Genomic DNA, 19,564 nt, shown 5'->3' on the forward strand with positions numbered 1-19,564 from the left:
AGGTCGGAACAAGTTGCCCTTGATTGGCATGGTTTTAACACTCTAAAAGTCACAGCCGCAAGTCACTCATCTAATCCAATACTAAAAAGACGAACCACACGGTTCGCCTTTTTCGAGCTTGAAGCTTGGTGGTAGTGGATTACTCAAATTTAGACACACAAGCTGAACCACTACACTCGGTTCTTCAGGTGGGTCATTCCAGCGAGCCTAGGCGAGACTAGGAATCTTACAAAGCGCTCTGTGGAATTAGTGTTTAAAATGAACCAAAAAAAGTGACACGGAAGTATGACGAATACATCTATTCGATGTTGATGCTGTCTTACTGCCTCTCTAGCTCAGTTCTGCCCCAAAGAGTGTTCCACTTAGGCACTCCATTTTGCGCTATTTGATAGCATTTGAAATACAAAAAAACTAATAGGTAGTAAAAAGCAAGATGTAACGTGGTGGTGGTTTGTCAATTATAAATTGACAGGTCTTATGTTGAAACAGACTAAATGTGATTAGCCAAAAGTTTCGAATTGAATCAATTAGTTTAAGTGCATCCTAAGGCATATCATGTTAAAATGCGCAGCTGTGTTTATAGTTTCAGTTTAATAAATGTCCCAGCTAATAGTCCAATTTATAAATGCAGGTGTCGGTGATTGTATACTCATTACCGATCTGGCAACCGGCAAGAAAATCTTAGTAGACTCAGGTCCAAGTAAAGGGGTTGGTAGAGCAACTGTTACCAGAGTGTTAATGCAAACTTTGGGTGATAGCAACGAGATTGATTTAGCCATTCTTACGCACAACGATGATGATCATATTGGTGGGTTTGAGGGGTTAATTAAAAGCGACATCGTTTCAATCAATAAAATAATTTTTAATAGTATCGCTGAATTAGAAGATGAGCCAATAGAGAGTTCTAGTAAAGCATCGTATCGACAAGATTTAAACTTATATAAGATTATCAAAGATACCAATATTCCTATAGAGGGTGTTGTAGTTGACGAAGATGGTTCAAATGTTATCGAGTTGGGGGATGTCACCCTACGATTTATTTCTCCAAACGATATGAAAATGAATATGTTGAAAAAGTGGGCTGTTAGAGAAAAGAAACTAGCAGAAAAAAAAGAAAAAGAACGCCTTGCTAAAAGTAAAAAATCATCCAAAAATACTGCTTATGCTTCCCTCGAACAAGCACTAACTGCTATAGAGATAGAGGACAAATTTGAACCTGACAAGAGAGAACCAAACGGATCTTCTTTGGCATTTATATTAGAGTATGGCGAACATCGTTTATTGTTTCTTGGTGATTGTCATATGGATATAGTAGAGGGTTATCTAGCCTCTAAAGATCAACCACAATGTTTTGATCTTGTAAAACTTTCTCACCACGCTAGTGAGCATAACAATAGCCAAGAATTTTTCAACCAGATTGATTGTAAAAACTTTATAATTTGTAGCGATGGTGATAATAATCATGGTCATCCTTCAATGAAAACTATTGCTAGGTTGACGAAAAGATTTCCAGACTCATTTATACACTTCACATCGGATAGTGAAATAATCAATAATTTCACAAAATCATTTGCTAGTAGATGTCATTATCCAGACGATGACATAGTAGAGTTTAAATATGAATTATCAAGATAATATTGTTACTGTAAAAGTTGGGACGCTAGAGAGTAGTGGTTATGCATTTAAGAGCGTTTGTGGGAAGGGTAAATATGTTATAACTTCAAAGCATAGCGTTTGTGTAAATAAAGTTAGTTGTACTCTTATTTCTTCGGGACTTAATGCTTGTAGGAGTTGTCAATTAGATGTAGATAACTCTCACATTAAAATCAATTTCGAAAGTGATAATTCAATAGATATTTGTAATTCGTATTTATCAGATAAGTCAGATGTTGCCATCTTAGAACTGGAATCTGAAAGAAATGGTTTAGAGTTATTAAAATGTTCATTTTACGATGCTGATAAATATTATGTTTGGAAATATAATAAAGACAGTTTAATATTAGACAGTAAGAGAATGAAAGAAGAGTCATATGCGCTTTACAATTTGAAAAGCTCTACATTCTCAGAGTTTTTGCCTAAGAGTAAAGTCATACCTGGATACTCTGGAACTCCAGTTTTTTCAACGAATGAAAAGGGTGAACCATTTATTCATGCAATACTTACAGACAATGAATCAAATAATGATATCGGCGCTGAGGTAATAACTCGTGAATTGCTTCATGAATTATCTCTTAAATCATCAGTGATAATAAATAATGAATTCAGTTTATTGTCTCATAATATTAATGGTTCCTTTATTGAAGACTGCTTTGAGTTTTATTATGAGCAGGAGCTTGATAATGAGAATAAATTGAAAGTATATTCTTTGCCTTTTACAGACTCAAACAAGTTTGATTTATCTAAGGTAGTAGATTTTCTCACCAGCAACATGACTAGTAGTGTGTTCTCTCCTAGGGAGGTAGAGCTAGCGGAAGGCAATGAAATTAAAGTGTTTCAAGCTTTCAGTAAATTTCTATCAGAACCAACCGATAAGTATAGTAAACCAGCGTTATTACAAAATTTAGTTGAATCAGACTTGTCTGCTCCAACTTTGTATAAATCAACTAAAAAAGATGATTTCAGTTCAATACATGTGAGAGAGTTTTTTCCAGAACATTTTGAATTTATCATGACTAAATTTTTTAGTGATACTGATCTTGTTGAAGCAATTAGTAACTGTGTTAATTCTATAACAGAAGCTAATAACAATATAAGTGGAAGCTCTTTATTACTTGATCAACATTTTGTTAGTCAATCTGTATCAATGAAGTATGCAGACCTGATTTCAAAATTAGTCCTTCCTGATAGTAATACTCATGTTGAATATAACTTTGGTTTATTGAGTACCTATATACAGGATATTGATCCTAGTATACCTCTTGAGAGAAACTTGAATAATAAAAGAAAAGCTGTTAAGGATAAGATTATAAGACATTTAACTGATAAGTATGAAGATATTTCATCTATCTTCAATAAGAATCTTTTCATGGGAAAAACCTGTTATCTTTACTTAATTCCGATCAATGAGGTTGGAGAGTTGAAGAAATTGATGCATGCCAAAATAAATCAAGGTAATAATGGTTAATATATGAGTTGTAATATAAGTTTAATTGATAAATTAACGACAGACTCAATAGAGAGCCCTCATTTTATTCAATTATACGAAAAGCTATCTATTGCTTATTCAAACAGCAAAATTAATATCAAATCATCAATTGTATCAAAAGATACAGACTATTTGTGTCGATATGCAGATATTTTTAGTCTATCAGATAAAGCTGAATATAGAGTTTTAGCATATCGTATTATTGTTAAACTCTTAGGTGTGTCTGAAAAAAATACTGACTTAGGTAGTATCGCTCGCTCTATTTTTTCTAAGCTTGGTTTGTTTGTTTCAGAATCTCGATTTAATGAACAGGAGTTCCCTTTACCCTATGAGATGGAAGTCGGTAATATACTAAAAAAAGATCGTCAGAAACTACCTTATGGCCATGAAATATTAACAGACTCACAATACAAAGTTTTCAAGAGTCTAAATAACTTAGATAGCTTTAGTTTTTCAGGTCCAACGTCATTTGGTAAGTCATTTATAATTAGAAACTACATATTTAGTTGTATAAATGATGGTAAGAGTGTTGTTATATTAGTTCCTACTAAAGTTCTTATTGAAGAATATATGAGGGAAATTAGGAAAACAATTAAAGGCGAAGGTTGGAGTAGCGTAAATCTATCGAAAAATGCACAGTCTTATCAAGAAGGGAAAGTAAATATATTAGTATTAACTCCCGAAAGATTTAATAACTTGGTTTACAGTGAACTAGAAATAAATATAGATGTACTAATTGTAGATGAGGCCCATAAACTTGGTGATGATGATGAGCGATCAATAACATCTTTTAAGGTTATTCAAGAAGCAACGAAGAGATTTAACAACTGTAAGCTTGTCTTTAGTTCTCCTGTCATAAGTAACCCTTCTGTCTTCCTTGAGTCTTTTGGTTTTAATGGGGAAAATTCAATTGAGGCGGTTGAAGGTCCAGTAACTCAAAATTTATTTTTCGTAGATTTAATCAACAAAACCAGTCAGTTTTATAATGAAGTAAGTAAAGAGTTCTGTACACATACTAGAGAGTTGGACTCTCAAGATATGTTTAGCTTTATAAGAAGTATCACATCATCTTCTAGTTCGTCACTTATATATTGCACTTCAAAGTCAGGTTCGGTAAACGATGCTGTATCATTTTCTGAGCGCTTACCCACTTTGAGTAATGAAAAACTAGTTGTAGCTTCAAAAAATATAAAGGAGCTAATTCATGAAGAATATTTCCTTTCAGAACTATTGCTAAAGGGCGTGGCATTCCACAATGCAGATCTTCCTAAGAGTGTAAGAAGTATTATTGAATCATTATATCAATCTAGAGATATATCTTACTTGTTTTGTACATCGACTTTGCTTGAGGGCGTTAACTTACCAACGGGTAATTTGTTTTTGAGATCTTTTAAAACTAAAGGAAAAATAACTAACAAAAACAAGTTGGATTTTTGGAATCTTGCTGGACGTGCTGGAAGATATACGAAAGAATTAGATGGTAATATTTTTTGTATTCAAGATATCGAAGGTAGCTGGGGAAACATCGTAGATCTTGTGGAGAAAAAGAGTGAGGTAAAAGCTGACACATCGGCTCTAAAACGTCTCGAGCGTGGTCAGAAGATTATTAATGTACTTAAAAATGGTGCATTAAATGAGCTCAAGCAAGAGCGTATAATGGATCAGATCGCAAACATGGTTCTTTCAGACTATATGGAGCATAAAGGCAAACCTCATTCATCTAGCCTGATCAACTTAGTTCCAAAAAAGTTTCATCGTAGGTTAATGAAGGCTCTAGAAGAAAAGTTTAATAATAGTGGTATTAATGAAGTTCCACGCAATCTTTTCTCTATCGGGCATAATATATCTGTCGAGCGCCATATCAATGTATTATCTGATATCAAAGATAACCCACTAATCCTTGGTTCTTTAAATGGTAATGATACATACCCATTACTTGAGAGAATATGTAATGTCTATAAGTTGAAATTTTCAAAAGCTCAGATTGATCGACTTTATCGTATCATCCAGCAATGGATCCATGGTTTTACTTTGAAGGAAATTATTAATAATTCTTTAGAGAATAGCTCAACAGTAAAAGTTGATCACAATAACCCTGTAGAAGAATTTGATAGATCTAATAAAGCTCATGTAAACGCTATAATCAATGGTGTAATAGCCTCCATTGAGTATGATATTGGCTATACATTAGAGCTATATGTTAATCACTACTATCAGCATCTTGTTAATGCTCTAGGGGCTGAGGGCGCGGGAATTAACCTTTCGACTTATTTAGAACTTGGAACAAACGACAAGTCTGAGATCGCTTTACAAAATCATGGTTTTAGCCGCTCAGTGGCAGCCGATTTGTGTAAATTCTATAAAGATTTCATTAAGTTTGATGATAAAAATACTGTTGTGTCAATTGATACTATGGGGCTGTTATCTAAATTAGATAGAAGCAGTATTGCTTTTGCAGAAGTGAGTAATATTTAGTTTAAATAGCAAGAGAATGAACGTAGTCAGGTCTTACGTTTTGCTTTGAGTAGTCTACTTGCTATCTAGAGCAATGTTTTATGGAAATCGCTACGACTAGACTATTCGGGTTTGTGAACTTTGGTACGAGATGGGATTAATAGGTTCAGCCTTTACTTGTGTAGCTGCTTTTGCTTTAAATCAACTAATTCTTAAATTGCTATTTTAGCAAATGCTGTAACTCATTTATGTCCAAACTAAGTTTTAAAAGTCTTGTCCTAAAACAAAAAGGCGAACCAATCGGTTCGCCTTTTCCTATTTAGATTCTAAAAAAATTAATCTTCGTAGTTATCGATGCTTGGGCACGAGCAGATTAGGTTACGGTCGCCGTATACGTTATCTACGCGGTTTACTGTTGGCCAGTACTTCCAAGATTTGGTTGCTTTAGAAGGGAAGCAGCCAAGTTCACGAGAGTAAGGGCGGTCCCATTCTTCTTTCGCTAGGTCAACTTGAGTGTGTGGCGCGTTAACAAGCGGGTTGTTATCTAGCGGCCATTCACCGTTCTTAACCTTCGTCATCTCTTCACGGATTGCGATCATCGCATCACAGAAGCGGTCTAGCTCTTCTAGATCTTCCGATTCCGTTGGCTCAACCATTAGCGTGCCCGCTACAGGGAACGACATAGTTGGTGCGTGGAAACCGTAGTCCATTAGACGCTTCGCGATATCTTCTTCGCTGATGCCTGTTTCTTCTTTCAGTGGACGAATGTCGATAATACATTCGTGCGCTACGCGACCGTTTGAGCCACGGTAAAGAACAGGGTAGTGAGGGCGTAGTTGCTCCATCACGTAGTTCGCGTTCAGAATCGCTACTTTTGTTGCGTCTGTTAGGCCAGCTTCGCCCATCATCGCGATGTAAGCCCAAGAGATAGGCAGGATAGACGCGCTACCCATATCTGCTGCGGATACAGCGAAGTTTTCGCCGTCTGCACCGTTTTCAATGTGACCCGGTAGGAAAGGTGCTAGGTGCGATTTCACACCGATAGGACCCATACCCGGACCGCCACCACCGTGTGGGATACAGAAGGTTTTGTGTAGGTTCAGGTGAGAAACGTCAGAGCCAATAAAGCCCGGCGTTGTTAGACCAACCTGTGCGTTCATGTTTGCGCCGTCTAGGTAAACCTGACCGCCCGCTGCATGAACCATTTCACACACTTCTTTCACTTGCTCTTCGTATACGCCGTGCGTAGAAGGGTAAGTGATCATGATGCTTGATAGGTTGTCTTTGTGCTTCTCGATTTTCGCTGCTAGGTCGTCGATGTCGATGTTGCCTTCTTCATCACACTTAACCACAACCACTTTCATTGACACCATAGACGCTGTCGCAGGGTTAGTACCGTGCGCAGAGCTTGGGATCAAACATACGTTGCGGTGACCTTCGCCACGGCTTTCGTGGTAGCGTTGAATTGCGATAAGACCTGCGTACTCACCCGATGCACCAGAGTTTGGTTGCAGTGAGAATGCGTCGTAGCCTGTGATTTCACATAGCTTCTCTTTCAGGTCTTTTGCTAGTGCTGCATAACCGGCTGCTTGTTCTGCTGGTGCGAACGGGTGGATCGAACCAAACTCAGGCCACGTTACTGGGATCATCTCTGCTGCTGCGTTCAGCTTCATCGTACAGCTGCCCAGAGGGATCATGCCGTGCGTTAGTGAGAAGTCTTTGTTCTCTAGCTGTTTTAGGTAACGCATCATCTGTGTTTCGCTGTGGTGCGTGTTAAACACAGGGTGCGTTAGATATTCTGTTGTGCGGCGCAGTGCTTCTGGAATCGCTGCAAACTCGTTGCCTGCAATTTCCGTTGATAGTGCTGCCACTTCTTCTTTCACACCGAATACAGCGAATAGGGTTTCTACGTCTGCCACGGTTGTGGTTTCGTCGAAGCTTACACCTAGCTGAGTACCCAACTTACGTAGGTTGATGTCTGCGGCTAGTGCTTTCGCGTATAGGTCTTCAGTTTGTGCACCAGTATTGATGGTAATGGTGTCGAAGAAGCTGTTGTGAGCAAGCTCGAAGCCGCCTTTCGTTAGGCCAGCAGCTAGGATGGCTGTCATGTGGTGCGTACGACGAGCAATCGTGCGTAGGCCTTCTGCGCCGTGGTAAACCGCGTAGAAAGACGCCATGTTCGCTAGTAGTGCTTGAGCGGTACAGATGTTTGATGTCGCTTTTTCGCGACGGATGTGCTGCTCACGCGTTTGCATTGCCATGCGCAGTGCTTGGTTGCCGTTGGTATCGATAGAAACACCGATAACACGACCTGGCATTGTACGCTTGTGCTTGTCACGTGTCGCCATGAAGGCAGCGTGTGGACCGCCGTAACCCATAGGAACGCCGAAACGTTGCGCCGAGCCGATTGCTACGTCTGCGCCCATTTCACCCGCAGGTTTCAGTAGGGCAGAAGCCAATAGGTCAGTCGCTACGGTTACTAGCGTTTTGTTTGCTTGTGCTTTTGCGATGATGTCCGTTAGGTCACGAACTTCACCCGTTGTACTTGGGTATTGAACTAGCGCGCCGAATACATCTTGCTCTGGTAGTGATTCTAGAGAACCAACTAGTACTTCAAAGCCGATGAATTTCGCACGAGTTTTTACCACTTCTAGCGTTTGTGGGTGAACGTCGTCAGCAACGAAGAATACGTTGCTCTTGCTCTTACCCGCACGCTTACAAAGTGTCATCGCTTCACCGGCCGCCGTTGCTTCATCAAGCAATGACGCGTTTGCGATTTCCATACCAGTAAGATCCATCACCATTTGTTGGTAGTTTAGAAGCGCTTCTAGACGACCTTGTGAGATCTCTGGTTGGTAAGGGGTGTAAGCGGTGTACCAGCCCGGGTTTTCCATCACGTTACGTAGAATTACGTTTGGCGTGAAGGTGTTGTAGTAACCCTGACCAATGAATGTACGTTTAACTTGGTTCTGATCGGCGAACTCACGCATTGCTGCCAGCATGTCTGCTTCGCTTTTCGCTTCTGCCAAGCTCATTGGCTGCTCTAGGCGAATTTGTGCTGGTACGGTTTCGTCGATAAGCGAATCTAGGCTAACTGCGTTGATCGCTTCCAACATTTTCTGTTGGTCAGATTTGTTTGGTCCGTTGTGGCGAGCAACGAACTCGTTTTGTGTGCTGAGGCTTTGAAGTAATTCAGTCATTGTCCTTTACCTACTCCTTGGTTCGGGTAACGGATGAACGCTACTGATAATCTAAATTATACGTCCGAACCTAGAAAAAAAGCTGCCCACTTGGTGTTAAGGGGACAGCTTTCGTCTCATCCTAATTACTCTTCTTCGATAGAGCTTAGGTATTCTTCCGCATCTTTTAAGTCTTCCAACTCAGATGGGTTTGAAAGCTTCACTTTCACAATCCAACCACCTTCGTATGGTTCTTCGTTGATTAGCTCTGGGCTGTCTTCTAGCTCTTCGTTGATTTCAACTACTTCGCCCGTGATTGGTGAGTAGATGTCTGAAGCCGCTTTTACAGATTCCACCAAAGAAAAGCTTTCGCCTGCTTCGACTTCATCTTCCACGTCTGGTAGGTCAACGAATACCACGTCACCCAGCATTTCTTGAGCGTGCTCTGAAATACCGATAGTTACTGTGCCGTCACCGTTGTCACGTACCCACTCGTGGCTATCTGTAAACTTCAGTGTTTTGTCCATTGCTTAATCTCCAAATAACTTGTCAGGATAGTTTCTGATTTAATAAATCTTTTATTGGTAAAGAGGGTAACGACTGCAAAGCTCTTTCACTTGCTTGCGTACGCGTTTTTCTACTTCTGCGTCACCTTCAGGGTTGTTCACCAAACCGTCCAGTACGTCACCAATCCAATTACCGATGAGTTTGAATTCTTCAGCGCCAAAGCCGCGGCTTGTACCCGCAGGCGTTCCTAAACGGATGCCCGATGTAATCATAGGCTTCTCTGTGTCGAATGGGATGCCATTTTTGTTACACGTGATACCTGCACGCTCTAGTGCTTCTTCTGCTTTGTTACCTTTCAAGCCTTTAGGGCGAAGGTCAACAAGCATTAAGTGCGTGTCTGTACCACCGGTTACGATGTCGCAACCGCGAGTTTGCAATACTTCCGCCAGAACTTTTGCGTTGTTGATCACTGAATCAATATAAGTTTTGAATTCAGGACCAAGCGCCTCACCGAACGCTACTGCCTTAGAAGCAATAACGTGCATCAGTGGGCCGCCTTGTAGACCTGGGAATACCGCTGAGTTGATTTTCTTAATGATGTCTTCGTGGTTGGTCAGAATCATACCGCCACGTGGGCCACGCAATGTTTTGTGCGTTGTAGTTGTAACCACGTGTGCGTGAGGAAGCGGGCTAGGGTGCGCGCCTGTTGCGATAAGACCGGCGATGTGTGCCATGTCGACCATAAGAATCGCGTTTACTTCATCTGCGATTTCACGGAATTTTGCAAAGTCGATAGTACGTGGAATAGCACTACCACCTGCGATGATCATTTTAGGTTGGTGCTCAAGAGCCAGTTGGCGAACGTCTTCGTAGTTGATTTCTAGTGTTTCGCGGTCAACGCCATATTGAACTGCATTAAACCACTTACCAGAAAGTGCAGGGCGCGCACCGTGTGTTAGGTGGCCACCTGCGTCTAGAGACATACCAAGAATGGTGTCACCAGGTTGAAGTAGTGCCAATTTTACTGCGCCGTTTGCTTGGGCGCCTGAGTGTGGTTGAACGTTTGCGTATTCACAATTGAAAAGTTTTTTCGCGCGTTCGATAGCAATGGCTTCCACTGTATCTACGTGCTCACAACCACCATAGTAACGGCGACCTGGGTAACCTTCAGCGTATTTGTTTGTTAGGCAGGTGCCTTGAGCTTGCATTACCGCTTTAGACACGATGTTCTCAGAAGCGATAAGTTCGATTTGTTCGTTTTGGCGAGCGAATTCTGCCTGAATTCCAGCAAAGACAGCGTCATCTGTCGCAGAGAGGTTGGTAGAGAAAAAGTTTTCCAAGCTGTGGTTAGGGTAACTCTTGTTCATGGTAGTTGACCTTCCAAATCTTAAAATGAACCCGCACTAGAAATAGTTGTTTGATTGCGATGGTGGCTCATTTGTTCTCAAAACAGCTGAACTGCATAGCAGAACAGAGTGAACTTTCGGCCCGAATAAGTGGGCAAAACTCCGTTGGATTGTGGTTTCTCTTGTTCAATCTCTTACGGAAATGTGCATCTCTACATCTAACAAGTTGGTAACATAGCGCCTGCGGCACGAACAATCAACCAAAAATTTCCTATAGGAAACGAGATTTCTGGTTTTGTTAACAAGAGCACGCTTTAATTAACTCGGTGGACTTTTATCCACTATAGGCTTCATGCACAATGCTAATAGGAAGGAATAAAGGATATTTACAGAGGGATTTATGGCAGAAAGTATTTACGATGAATACCCGTCAATGACGTTGGCGAAAGAGCAGCAAGACCAAAATATTGAACCACTTAAGCTCGGTCAGCGCATTAAAGATATCCGCTCTAAACTTGGTATTACGCTAGAAGAGGCGAGCCAACGAACTGGCCTTGCGCGTTCTACGCTAAGTAAGATCGAGAATGAACAGATTTCTCCAACGTTTCAAGCGATGCAAAAATTAGCGCATGGCTTACAAATTGATATGCCGCAACTGTTTGAACCGCCAAGAAAAAAGGTGGCAACAGGGCGCAGGGATGTAACCAAGAAAAAAGAGGGTAAACCACACCCAACCCAAACCTACGAACACGAGCTGTTGGCGACTCAACTTTCCAATAAGAAAATGATGCCTTTTAAGAGCCAAATCCGCGCTCGTAGTTTTGACGAATACAAAGACTGGGTTCGTCATGATGGGGAAGAGTTTTTACTCATCTTATCAGGTGAGGTGATGTTTTATTCTGAGTTCTATGAGCCTGTTGTATTAAGCGAAGGCGACAGTGTGTATTACGATGCGAACATGGGTCATATGTTGACCAGTGTGAGTGAGGAAGATGCACACATTTTGTGGGTGACTGCCAAATAGTGATAAATAGTTGTAAATTTCCTATAGTGAAAGCAAACGTTTGCTATCAGTTTTGAATGCGTTATGATGGCGCTCTGTTGATGATATCTCACTCAACAGAGCGCTTTTTTGTGCGTTCTGTTGTGATTAAAATGTTAAAAGTCACACTTTTGAAAGTCGAGTGATGTCTTGTTCGTGCAAAATTGAATCAAGCGTGTTTATTATTGGAAACACAACGAATGCCGACAGCATCATCGGGTCTATCTAAATGGAGACGAAAATGACTCAAGAACTTCTGAAAACACCACTGCATGCACTTCACGTAGAAGTAGGCGCAAAGATGGTCCCGTTCGCGGGTTACGACATGCCAGTTCAATACCCACTAGGCGTAAAGAAAGAACACTTACACACTCGTGATGCAGCAGGTCTGTTCGATGTTTCTCACATGGGTCAACTCCGTTTGATTGGTGATGGCGCTGCAGCGTTCTTAGAGACACTGGTTCCGGTTGATATTGTTGACCTAGGTGCGGGTAAGCAGCGTTATGCTTTCTTTACTAATGAGCAGGGCGGCATCATGGACGACTTGATGGTGGCTAACCTTGGCGATCATCTGTTTGTTGTCGTGAACGCAGCATGTAAAGAACAAGACATTGCACACCTTCAGGCGCATCTTCCTTCTGGCATCGAGCTAGAGATCATTGATGACCGCGCACTGCTTGCGATTCAAGGCCCTAAAGCGGCAGAAGTACTAGCGCGTTTCGCACCAGAAGTAGCAGAGATGCTGTTTATGGATGTTCGCAAAGTTGAACTACTGGGCGTTGAGTGCATTGTTTCTCGTAGTGGTTACACAGGTGAAGACGGTTACGAAATCTCTGTTCCTGCGGACAAAGCAGAAGAGCTTGCTCGTAAACTCACAGGTGAAGAAGAAGTAGAGTGGATTGGCCTTGGTGCTCGTGACTCACTTCGTCTTGAATGTGGTCTGTGTCTGTACGGTCATGACTTAGACACAACAACAACGCCTGTTGAAGCAAGCCTATTATGGGGCATCCAAAAAGTACGTCGCGCTGATGGCGAACGTGCAGGTGGCTTTCCTGGTGCTGACATCATTCTTAAGCAGATCGAAACGAAAGACGTTGCACGTAAGCGTATTGGCTTGGTTGGTCAAACCAAGGCGCCAGTTCGTGAAGGCGCTGAGCTGTACGATGCAGATGGCAACAAGATTGGCGTAGTAACCAGTGGTACAGCAGGCCCTAATGCAGGTAAGCCAGTATCAATGGGTTACGTACGTGCCGATCTAGCGGCTATCGGTACAGAGCTGTTTGCAGAAGTACGTGGCAAGATGCTACCAATGACGGTAGAAAAAATGCCGTTCGTACCACAACGCTACTACCGTGGTTAATTAAAGCTCGTCATTCCAGCGAGCCAAAGCGAGACTAGGAATCTACCTCCCACGCGCTGTATAGCTACAGTGACGCGGTTAGGAATCAGCAACTATGAAGTAGGTTCCATTTCGTTTCCTCGCTGAATCGATAAACACAAACAAAAATGCCGAGCACATTGCTCGGCATTTTTTATGTTCTTTTGAAAGCTCAACTTATGCGGTGAGCTCTTCGATAGGGCAACACATTTCAATCACAACTTCACTCAGTTTGCTTGGATGAATCATGTCTTCTTTCTTAACGCTGAACTGGTTTGCCATGATGGTGTTGAACAATTCCCAATGGTTAATCAGCATCTTATCGCGGTTGCCTGCATCTTCTGGCCACGTTTCTTGCATCATAGGCGCTAAGCTAATTGCACCATGTGCAAACACCAGCATCTGCCATTTTGATTCCCATTGATCAATACGATGCTCTGGGTATTCAACGTTGTAGTCAGCAAACAAGTCGGTAAAGATCGCCGCGAACTCATCTTTGGATCTTAAGAAGTATTGCAGCAATGCATCGTCGCCTTGGCGTATCGCATCGGCAATCATTTGGACTGGGTGCGGGTTAACGAGTGCAAACGCCAGCATTCTTACCATGAACAGGTAGATTTTTTGATTAGATGGGGTGTTTGCTGGCATTTCGCTTACCAGCTGTGCCATGTAGCCTTGCATGAATTCATCCATGGTATCACTGACGGCTTGCCAGATTTTCTCTTTGCTGCCGAAGTGGTGGCGAATCAAACTATGAGACACACCAGCTTTCTCACTGATGTTTCGAAGCGAGACACGTTCGTACCCTAACTCACAGAACATATCTGCCGCGACTCTTAGAATCAGACACTTAGTTTGCTCAGCGGCTTCAGCACTTCTACGGCCTTGCTTTCTTTCTGTCATAGTTCGAATTTTCCCGAATATTAATCAACGCGCCTATTTTTACCAGAAACCGGACAGTTTGCCTAATTATTTTATTATCCACGTGGAAAATATGTTGATCATTTTTTCGTTATACATATACTGCACATCTGTGTAGTAAATGTAAAGTCGATGGAGAAAGCCAGTGCGAAAACAATACTTAAAGCGCACATTTGTGGGAGCAGCGGTGGCATTGAGCCTCGCCACGATGCTGACAGGGTGTAACAAAGCCGTATCAGAACCGTCTGAGCCATTAATCAAACCTGTAAAATTACTTGCTGTTAATGATCTGACTGTTGCCGATTCCGATGCATTCCTTGCACGAATAGATGCAACGTACAGAGCCCAACTTTCATTTCAGGTAGGTGGCGAAATTGAGAAGTTGATCGTGAGAATGGGTGAAGAAGTGAAGCAGGGCGATGTACTTGCAACGCTAGACCCAAAAGACTTGCAGTTAGCTCTTGATGCATCACAAGCGCAGTACGCATTAGCGAAAACCCAATGGGAACGCTCGAAAAGCTTGTACAACCAGAAGCTGATCAGTACAGACAGTTACGACCAACAAGAAACGCAATACAAAGCGGCACTGGCAAATCTAGAGCAAGCGAAAACCGATTTGAGCTATACAGAGATTCATGCGCCGTTTGATGGTGTGGTGTCTTATACCTATGTGAAGCCATACCAAGTGGTTGCTGCTAAGCAAGAAATCCTAAACCTAATCGACAACACCACTTTGGATGTGTCGTTTACTTTGCCTGTGACTTACGCCGAAGCGGTGTCATTGAACTCACTTAAAGACGCAGAGATGTGGGTGACGATGGACAGCGAGCCAAACAACCGTATCCAAGGCAAATTCAAAGAAATCTCTACTCAACCCAATGCTGATACCAACAGCTACGAAGCGATCGTGACGATTACTCGTCCTTCTGATCGTAACTTGCTAACGGGCATGACAGGCCAAGTACACATTGCGAAGCAAAACGTATCGAACGCGATGATGCTGCCAAATGCGGCTTGGGTGTCGAAAGACGCCGCTCATGGTGAAGTTTGGGTAATGGACAGCGATACACAGCAAGTGAATAAAGTGACCTTGTCACTAAATGCGAACGGTGCTGTTGAGTCGGGTCTAGACAAGAATGATTACGTTGTTATTGCAGGTGTTGAACGCCTAGTGGAAGGCCAAGTAGTGAAAGCTTGGGTTCGTGAGGAAGGTATCTAATGAAACGTTCATTATTAACAGTATCGGTTATCGCATTGGCCGTACTGACCGGTTGTAACAGCACAGACGAAGTGACCGCAGAGCAACCTTTGTATGTGTCTACGGTTGCTGTTGATGTTCCAGTAAAAAGCCAATACCGCACATTTAAAGGCCAAGTCGTGCCTGCGGAACAAACGCCAATTGCATTCCGTCGTGCAGGCGAAGTTCAGCATGTGCTCGTTAAAGCGGGTGACACGGTTAAAGAAGGCCAGATGATCGCCAAGCTAGACGACAGCAAAGAAAAGCAAGCGGTAAACGATGCAGAAGCACAATACACGCTTGCGATTCGTCAGCTTAAACGTGGTGAAGAACTGCATCACCGCCAAATGATTTCTAAAGCGGAGTTGGATGAGCTAACGGCAAATAAAGAGCTGGCGGAAGCAAACTTCTACAACGCGACAAATCAACTGAACTACACACGTTTATTTGCCCCGTTTGCGGGCAAGGTTTCTGATGTATTCAAAGAGCGATTTGAGCGTGTTGCGATTGGTGAGCCGGTTCTTAACCTGTACCAAAGCGACAAGGTGTACGTTCGTATCGAGCTGTCAGACAACGTGCTTGCGATGGTAAACCCAAATACACAAAGCATGAGCTACCAACCTCAAGCAACGTTCTCGGGTGATGCGAAATCCTATGCGTTGGATTACTTGGAGCACACCAGTGAGCCAAATGCTCAAACGCAAACCTACCAAATGTATTTAACCATGCCACAACCTGAGGAAGAGATTCTGCCGGGTACGAGTGTAAGCGTTGCAGTAGACATGGTGGCAGCGGGTATTACTTCCATTGATGGTTACAACATTCCAATGACTGCATTACAAGCGGGCAATCAAGATGGTGAGTTTTTCGTTTGGAAATTGAATGGTGACGCGGTCACTAAAGTGGAAGTAACCATCGACCAAGTTAATGGCGAAGGTGCGATTGTGTCATCAGGTGTTGCTCAAGGCGATGTATTAGTGAATTCCAGCTTACGCAAACTGCGAGAAGGTAAGCATGTGGATGTGGTGGAGAAACAACAATAATGAGCATTGCTGAATACTCAATTAAGAACAAAGTCATCAGCTGGCTGTTCATCGTTATTCTAGCGATCGGCGGTGTGACGTCGTTCCTAGAACTGGGTCGATTGGAAGACCCGGCATTTACCATCAAAGATGCGATGGTGATTGCGACTTATCCTGGTGCGACTTCTAAAGAAGTAGAAGAAGAGCTGACGTATCCGCTTGAGAAAGAGATTCGTAAGCTGCCTTATATCGATAAGATCACGTCGACGTCCTCAAGTGGTATGTCACAGATTATGGTGAGTATGAAGATGGACTACGGTCCGGATGAATTGCCGCAAATCTGGGATGAAATGCGCCGTAAAATCAACGATCTGCAACCAACTTTGCCGCAAGGCGTTCAATCTCTGCAAATCATTGATGACTTTGGTGACGTGTACGGCGTAATGCTGATGTTAACGGGTGACGACTACGATTACGTAGAACTTAAACGTTACGCAGACCAGCTCACGCGTGAACTCGAACTGATCGATGGCGTGGGTAAAGTTGACATCGCTGGTGACCAACAAGAGATGTTGTTTGTTGAGATTTCATTGGATCGCTTAGCGGCTTTGAACCTCGACATGAACGTGATTTCTGGCTTACTGAACCAACAGAACAATGTGGTTTCTGCGGGCGAGGTGATGGTAAACGGCGAGAGCCTTATTATTCGCCCAAGCGGTACATTAAACACCGTAGAAGCACTAGAAAACCTGATCATTCACGGTCGTGACACCGGTAATCTGATTCGCTTGAAAGACGTTGCAACCATCAGCCGTGGCATTCAAGAAAAGCCGGGCAATGTGCTGCTGTATAACGGTAAGAAAGCAATCAACATTGGTATTTCGTTTGCGTCTGGCGTAAACGTAGTAGAAGTCGGTCAACGTATTGAAGCTGAACTGGCGAATCTTGAGACCATCAAGCCGGCTGGTTTGGATATGAACTACTTCTACAACCAATCGCAAGAAGTAGACGATTCAGTAAAAGCGTTTGTTATTAGTTTGGCAGAAGCGGTTGCTATCGTAATCATCGTACTGCTGTTCACTATGGGTTTACGCAGTGGCGTGATCATCGGTTTGGTGCTGTTGTTGACGGTATTCGGTACCTTCATTTTGATGAACTACAACAATATCGAACTGCACCGCATCTCGCTTGGTGCGTTGATCATTGCGCTCGGTATGCTGGTGGATAACGCCATCGTGGTGGTCGAGGGGATATTGGTTGGCCTTAAGAAGGGGCGAACCAAAGTTCAAGCTGCAACAGATATCGTGAAACAAACTCAGTGGCCGCTGCTTGGTGCGACAGTCATTGCTATTACCGCGTTTGCGCCTATCGGTCTGTCTCAAGATGCGACTGGTGAGTTCATGGGCTCTCTGTTCTGGGTATTGTGTTTCTCACTATTTCTAAGCTGGGTAACTGCGATTACTTTGACGCCATTCCTTGCAGACCTTCTGCTAAAAGAAGAAGACAAAAATACACAAGCAGAAGACGAAGATCCGTACAAAGGTTGGTTGTTGGTCGTGTTTGGTGCGTCTCTTAAATTTGCGTTGTGTTTCCGTTGGTTAACGGTAGCAGGCATGGTCGCATTGCTCGTCGGAGCTGTGGTTGCGTTTGGTAGTGTGAAGCAACAGTTCTTCCCGCCATCAAACACGCCGATGTTCTACGTTGATATGTGGATGCCAGAAGGCACAGACATTCGCGAGACCATCAAGAAAGCGGAAGAAGTAGAAAGCTACATTCGTACACAAGATGATGTCGATTTTGTTTCAGCTTCGATTGGTCAAGGCTTGCAGCGTTTCGCTCTGACTTACCAACCAGAGAAAAGTTACGAAGCTTACGCGCAGTTCCAAGTTCGTACGACAGATCGTGAGAACATGTTTGAACTGCTGCATAAGTTGGATGACAACCTAGCGAAGACGTTCGATAAACCAACGTTCCAGTTCAAGTTGATGGAATTCGGCCCGTCGCCAGCGTCTAAGATTGAAGCGCGTATTACTGGCCCAGATCCACAAGTGCTTCGTGATCTCGCGGTGCAAGTAGAAGACATTCTTCATACTGACCCGGGTGCTCGTAACATTCGTCACGACTGGCGTGAGCGCACTAAAGAGCTCGTACCGGTATTCAACGAATCTAAAGCACGTCGCTTGGGCATCTCGAAAGAAGATCTTTCAAGCACGTTACAAATGGCGTTTGGGGGTAGCACGCTTGGTTTCCTTCGTGATGGTACAGATACACTACCTATCATGACGCGTTTACCAGAAGAAGAGCGTGTAGATTTCGAATCACTGCAAAACGTGAATATTTGGAGTCCATCGTTACAATCTTATATCCCAGTTGATCAAGTGATCGATGGTGTGAAGCTGGCTTGGGATGAGCCGTTAATTCAGCGTCGTGACCGTAAGCGTACTCTAACGGTATTGGCTGACCATGATGTGCTTAGTGACGATACACCCGCAAGTTTATTCTCTCGCATTGAGCCTAAAGTGATGGCTTTGCACCTTCCTGAAGGCTATGAAATCACTTGGGGCGGCGAATACGAATCATCGAAAGATGCACAAGAAGGTCTGTTTGGCTCATTGCCAATGGGTTATTTGTTGATGTTCATCATTACGATGCTTCTGTTTAACTCACTGAAGAAGCCATTGGTTATTTGGTTCACTGTACCGCTGTCTATCATTGGTGTGGCATTTGGTCTTCTGACGACAAACATGCCATTTAGCTTTACCGCGTTCCTTGGTCTATTGAGCTTGAGCGGTATGATTCTGAAAAACGGTATCGTACTTCTTGACCAGATTAACCTAGAGCTAGCATCAGGTAAGGATCCTTACTTAGCGATTGTCGACAGTGCGATCAGCCGTGTTCGTCCAGTGAGTATGGCGGCATTGACGACGATTCTGGGAATGATTCCTCTGGTATCAGATGCGTTCTTCGGCTCAATGGCGATTACGATTATGGCAGGCCTTGGTTTTGCTACAGTTTTGACTCTGATTGTTGTACCAGTCATGTTTGCAATTCTGTTTAAGATCAAACCAACCACTGCATAAGGGACTTCCTGGCTTTATTTATTGTCAGATTCCTGCCTAGCCCTGGGGACTTTCCCCAGGGCTTTTTTGATCGGGGAGAGTCAAGATACGAGAGGGAAAAGAGAATAGAAGTGAGAAGCAAAAGAGAGAAGAAGAGAGGCTGGAGAAAAAGATAAGGGCGAAAAGGAAGGCTGGTGGTTTGGTGTACACCTTACTGATTTTTATGATTTTCTTACAAGCGATTGATAAATCTTGCGTATACTAAGGAAACATC

The 19,564-nt window shown here is 42.9% G+C and carries 12 protein-coding genes; 8 read left to right on the forward strand and 4 right to left on the reverse strand.

From position 1 onward, the window contains the following. Window positions 1-597: 597 nt before the first annotated feature. Genes BCT11_RS06185 through BCT11_RS06195 form a run of 3 tightly spaced genes read left to right on the forward strand, consistent with a single transcriptional unit; the run spans window position 598 to window position 5,620 of the window. Window positions 598-1,635 carry an MBL fold metallo-hydrolase gene (locus BCT11_RS06185; protein WP_102387648.1) on the forward strand — a complete coding sequence of 346 codons (1,038 nt, stop codon included), beginning with the start codon at window positions 598-600 and terminating at the stop codon, window positions 1,633-1,635. After that, window positions 1,619-3,124, forward strand: a complete 1,506-nt coding sequence (locus BCT11_RS06190; protein ID WP_102387649.1) for a Hachiman antiphage defense system protein HamA — start codon at window positions 1,619-1,621, stop codon at window positions 3,122-3,124. Before BCT11_RS06185 ends, BCT11_RS06190 begins: the two co-directional genes overlap by 17 nt. A 3-nt stretch (window positions 3,125-3,127) precedes the next feature. After that, the gene (locus BCT11_RS06195; RefSeq protein WP_102387650.1) at window positions 3,128-5,620 is read left to right on the forward strand and encodes a DEAD/DEAH box helicase; all 2,493 of its coding nucleotides are present in this window, start codon (window positions 3,128-3,130) and stop codon (window positions 5,618-5,620) included. Window positions 5,621-5,934: 314 nt separating this feature from the next. Here the strand turns inward: BCT11_RS06195 and gcvP are convergent, their stop codons facing one another. The 3 genes from gcvP to BCT11_RS06210 form a co-directional block, all read right to left on the reverse strand. Continuing rightward, the gene (gene gcvP / locus BCT11_RS06200) at window positions 5,935-8,799 is read right to left on the reverse strand and encodes an aminomethyl-transferring glycine dehydrogenase (RefSeq protein WP_045401953.1); all 2,865 of its coding nucleotides are present in this window, start codon (window positions 8,797-8,799) and stop codon (window positions 5,935-5,937) included. Between the two features lie 125 nt (window positions 8,800-8,924). Continuing rightward, window positions 8,925-9,305, reverse strand: a complete 381-nt coding sequence (gcvH, locus tag BCT11_RS06205; protein WP_038870875.1) for a glycine cleavage system protein GcvH — start codon at window positions 9,303-9,305, stop codon at window positions 8,925-8,927. Between the two features lie 51 nt (window positions 9,306-9,356). After that, window positions 9,357-10,652, reverse strand: a complete 1,296-nt coding sequence (locus BCT11_RS06210; protein ID WP_005451650.1) for a serine hydroxymethyltransferase — start codon at window positions 10,650-10,652, stop codon at window positions 9,357-9,359. A 379-nt stretch (window positions 10,653-11,031) separates the two neighbouring features. Between BCT11_RS06210 and BCT11_RS06215 the strand changes: the two genes are divergently transcribed. Together BCT11_RS06215 and gcvT are read left to right on the forward strand one after the other, a co-directional pair. Further along, window positions 11,032-11,655 (forward strand): XRE family transcriptional regulator, encoded by a 624-nt coding sequence (locus tag BCT11_RS06215; RefSeq protein ID WP_005431308.1) that lies wholly within the window; start codon window positions 11,032-11,034, stop codon window positions 11,653-11,655. Between the two features lie 259 nt (window positions 11,656-11,914). Further along, a complete protein-coding gene (gene gcvT, locus BCT11_RS06220; protein WP_038870869.1) occupies window positions 11,915-13,033 on the forward strand; it encodes a glycine cleavage system aminomethyltransferase GcvT in 1,119 nt (372 codons plus the stop codon). Window positions 13,034-13,228: 195 nt separating this feature from the next. Here the strand turns inward: gcvT and BCT11_RS06225 are convergent, their stop codons facing one another. After that, entirely contained in the window at window positions 13,229-13,954 is a 726-nt protein-coding gene (locus tag BCT11_RS06225; RefSeq protein WP_102387651.1) for a TetR/AcrR family transcriptional regulator, read from the reverse strand. Window positions 13,955-14,117: 163 nt separating this feature from the next. Between BCT11_RS06225 and BCT11_RS06230 the strand changes: the two genes are divergently transcribed. The 3 genes from BCT11_RS06230 to BCT11_RS06240 are packed head-to-tail and all read left to right on the forward strand — an operon-like array spanning window position 14,118 to window position 19,311. After that, entirely contained in the window at window positions 14,118-15,191 is a 1,074-nt protein-coding gene (locus tag BCT11_RS06230; protein WP_102387652.1) for an efflux RND transporter periplasmic adaptor subunit, read from the forward strand. Next, a complete protein-coding gene (locus BCT11_RS06235; RefSeq protein WP_102387654.1) occupies window positions 15,191-16,252 on the forward strand; it encodes an efflux RND transporter periplasmic adaptor subunit in 1,062 nt (353 codons plus the stop codon). Before BCT11_RS06230 ends, BCT11_RS06235 begins: the two co-directional genes overlap by 1 nt. Beyond that, window positions 16,252-19,311, forward strand: coding sequence for an efflux RND transporter permease subunit (locus BCT11_RS06240; RefSeq protein WP_102387656.1), 3,060 nt, complete (start codon window positions 16,252-16,254; stop codon window positions 19,309-19,311). The genes BCT11_RS06235 and BCT11_RS06240 overlap by 1 nt, the downstream gene beginning before the upstream one ends. Window positions 19,312-19,564: the final 253 nt, after the last annotated feature.

Origin of the sequence: Vibrio sp. 10N.222.52.B12 (assembly GCF_002875385.1) — a bacterium.
GTDB classification, from domain to species: domain Bacteria; phylum Pseudomonadota; class Gammaproteobacteria; order Enterobacterales; family Vibrionaceae; genus Vibrio; species Vibrio jasicida.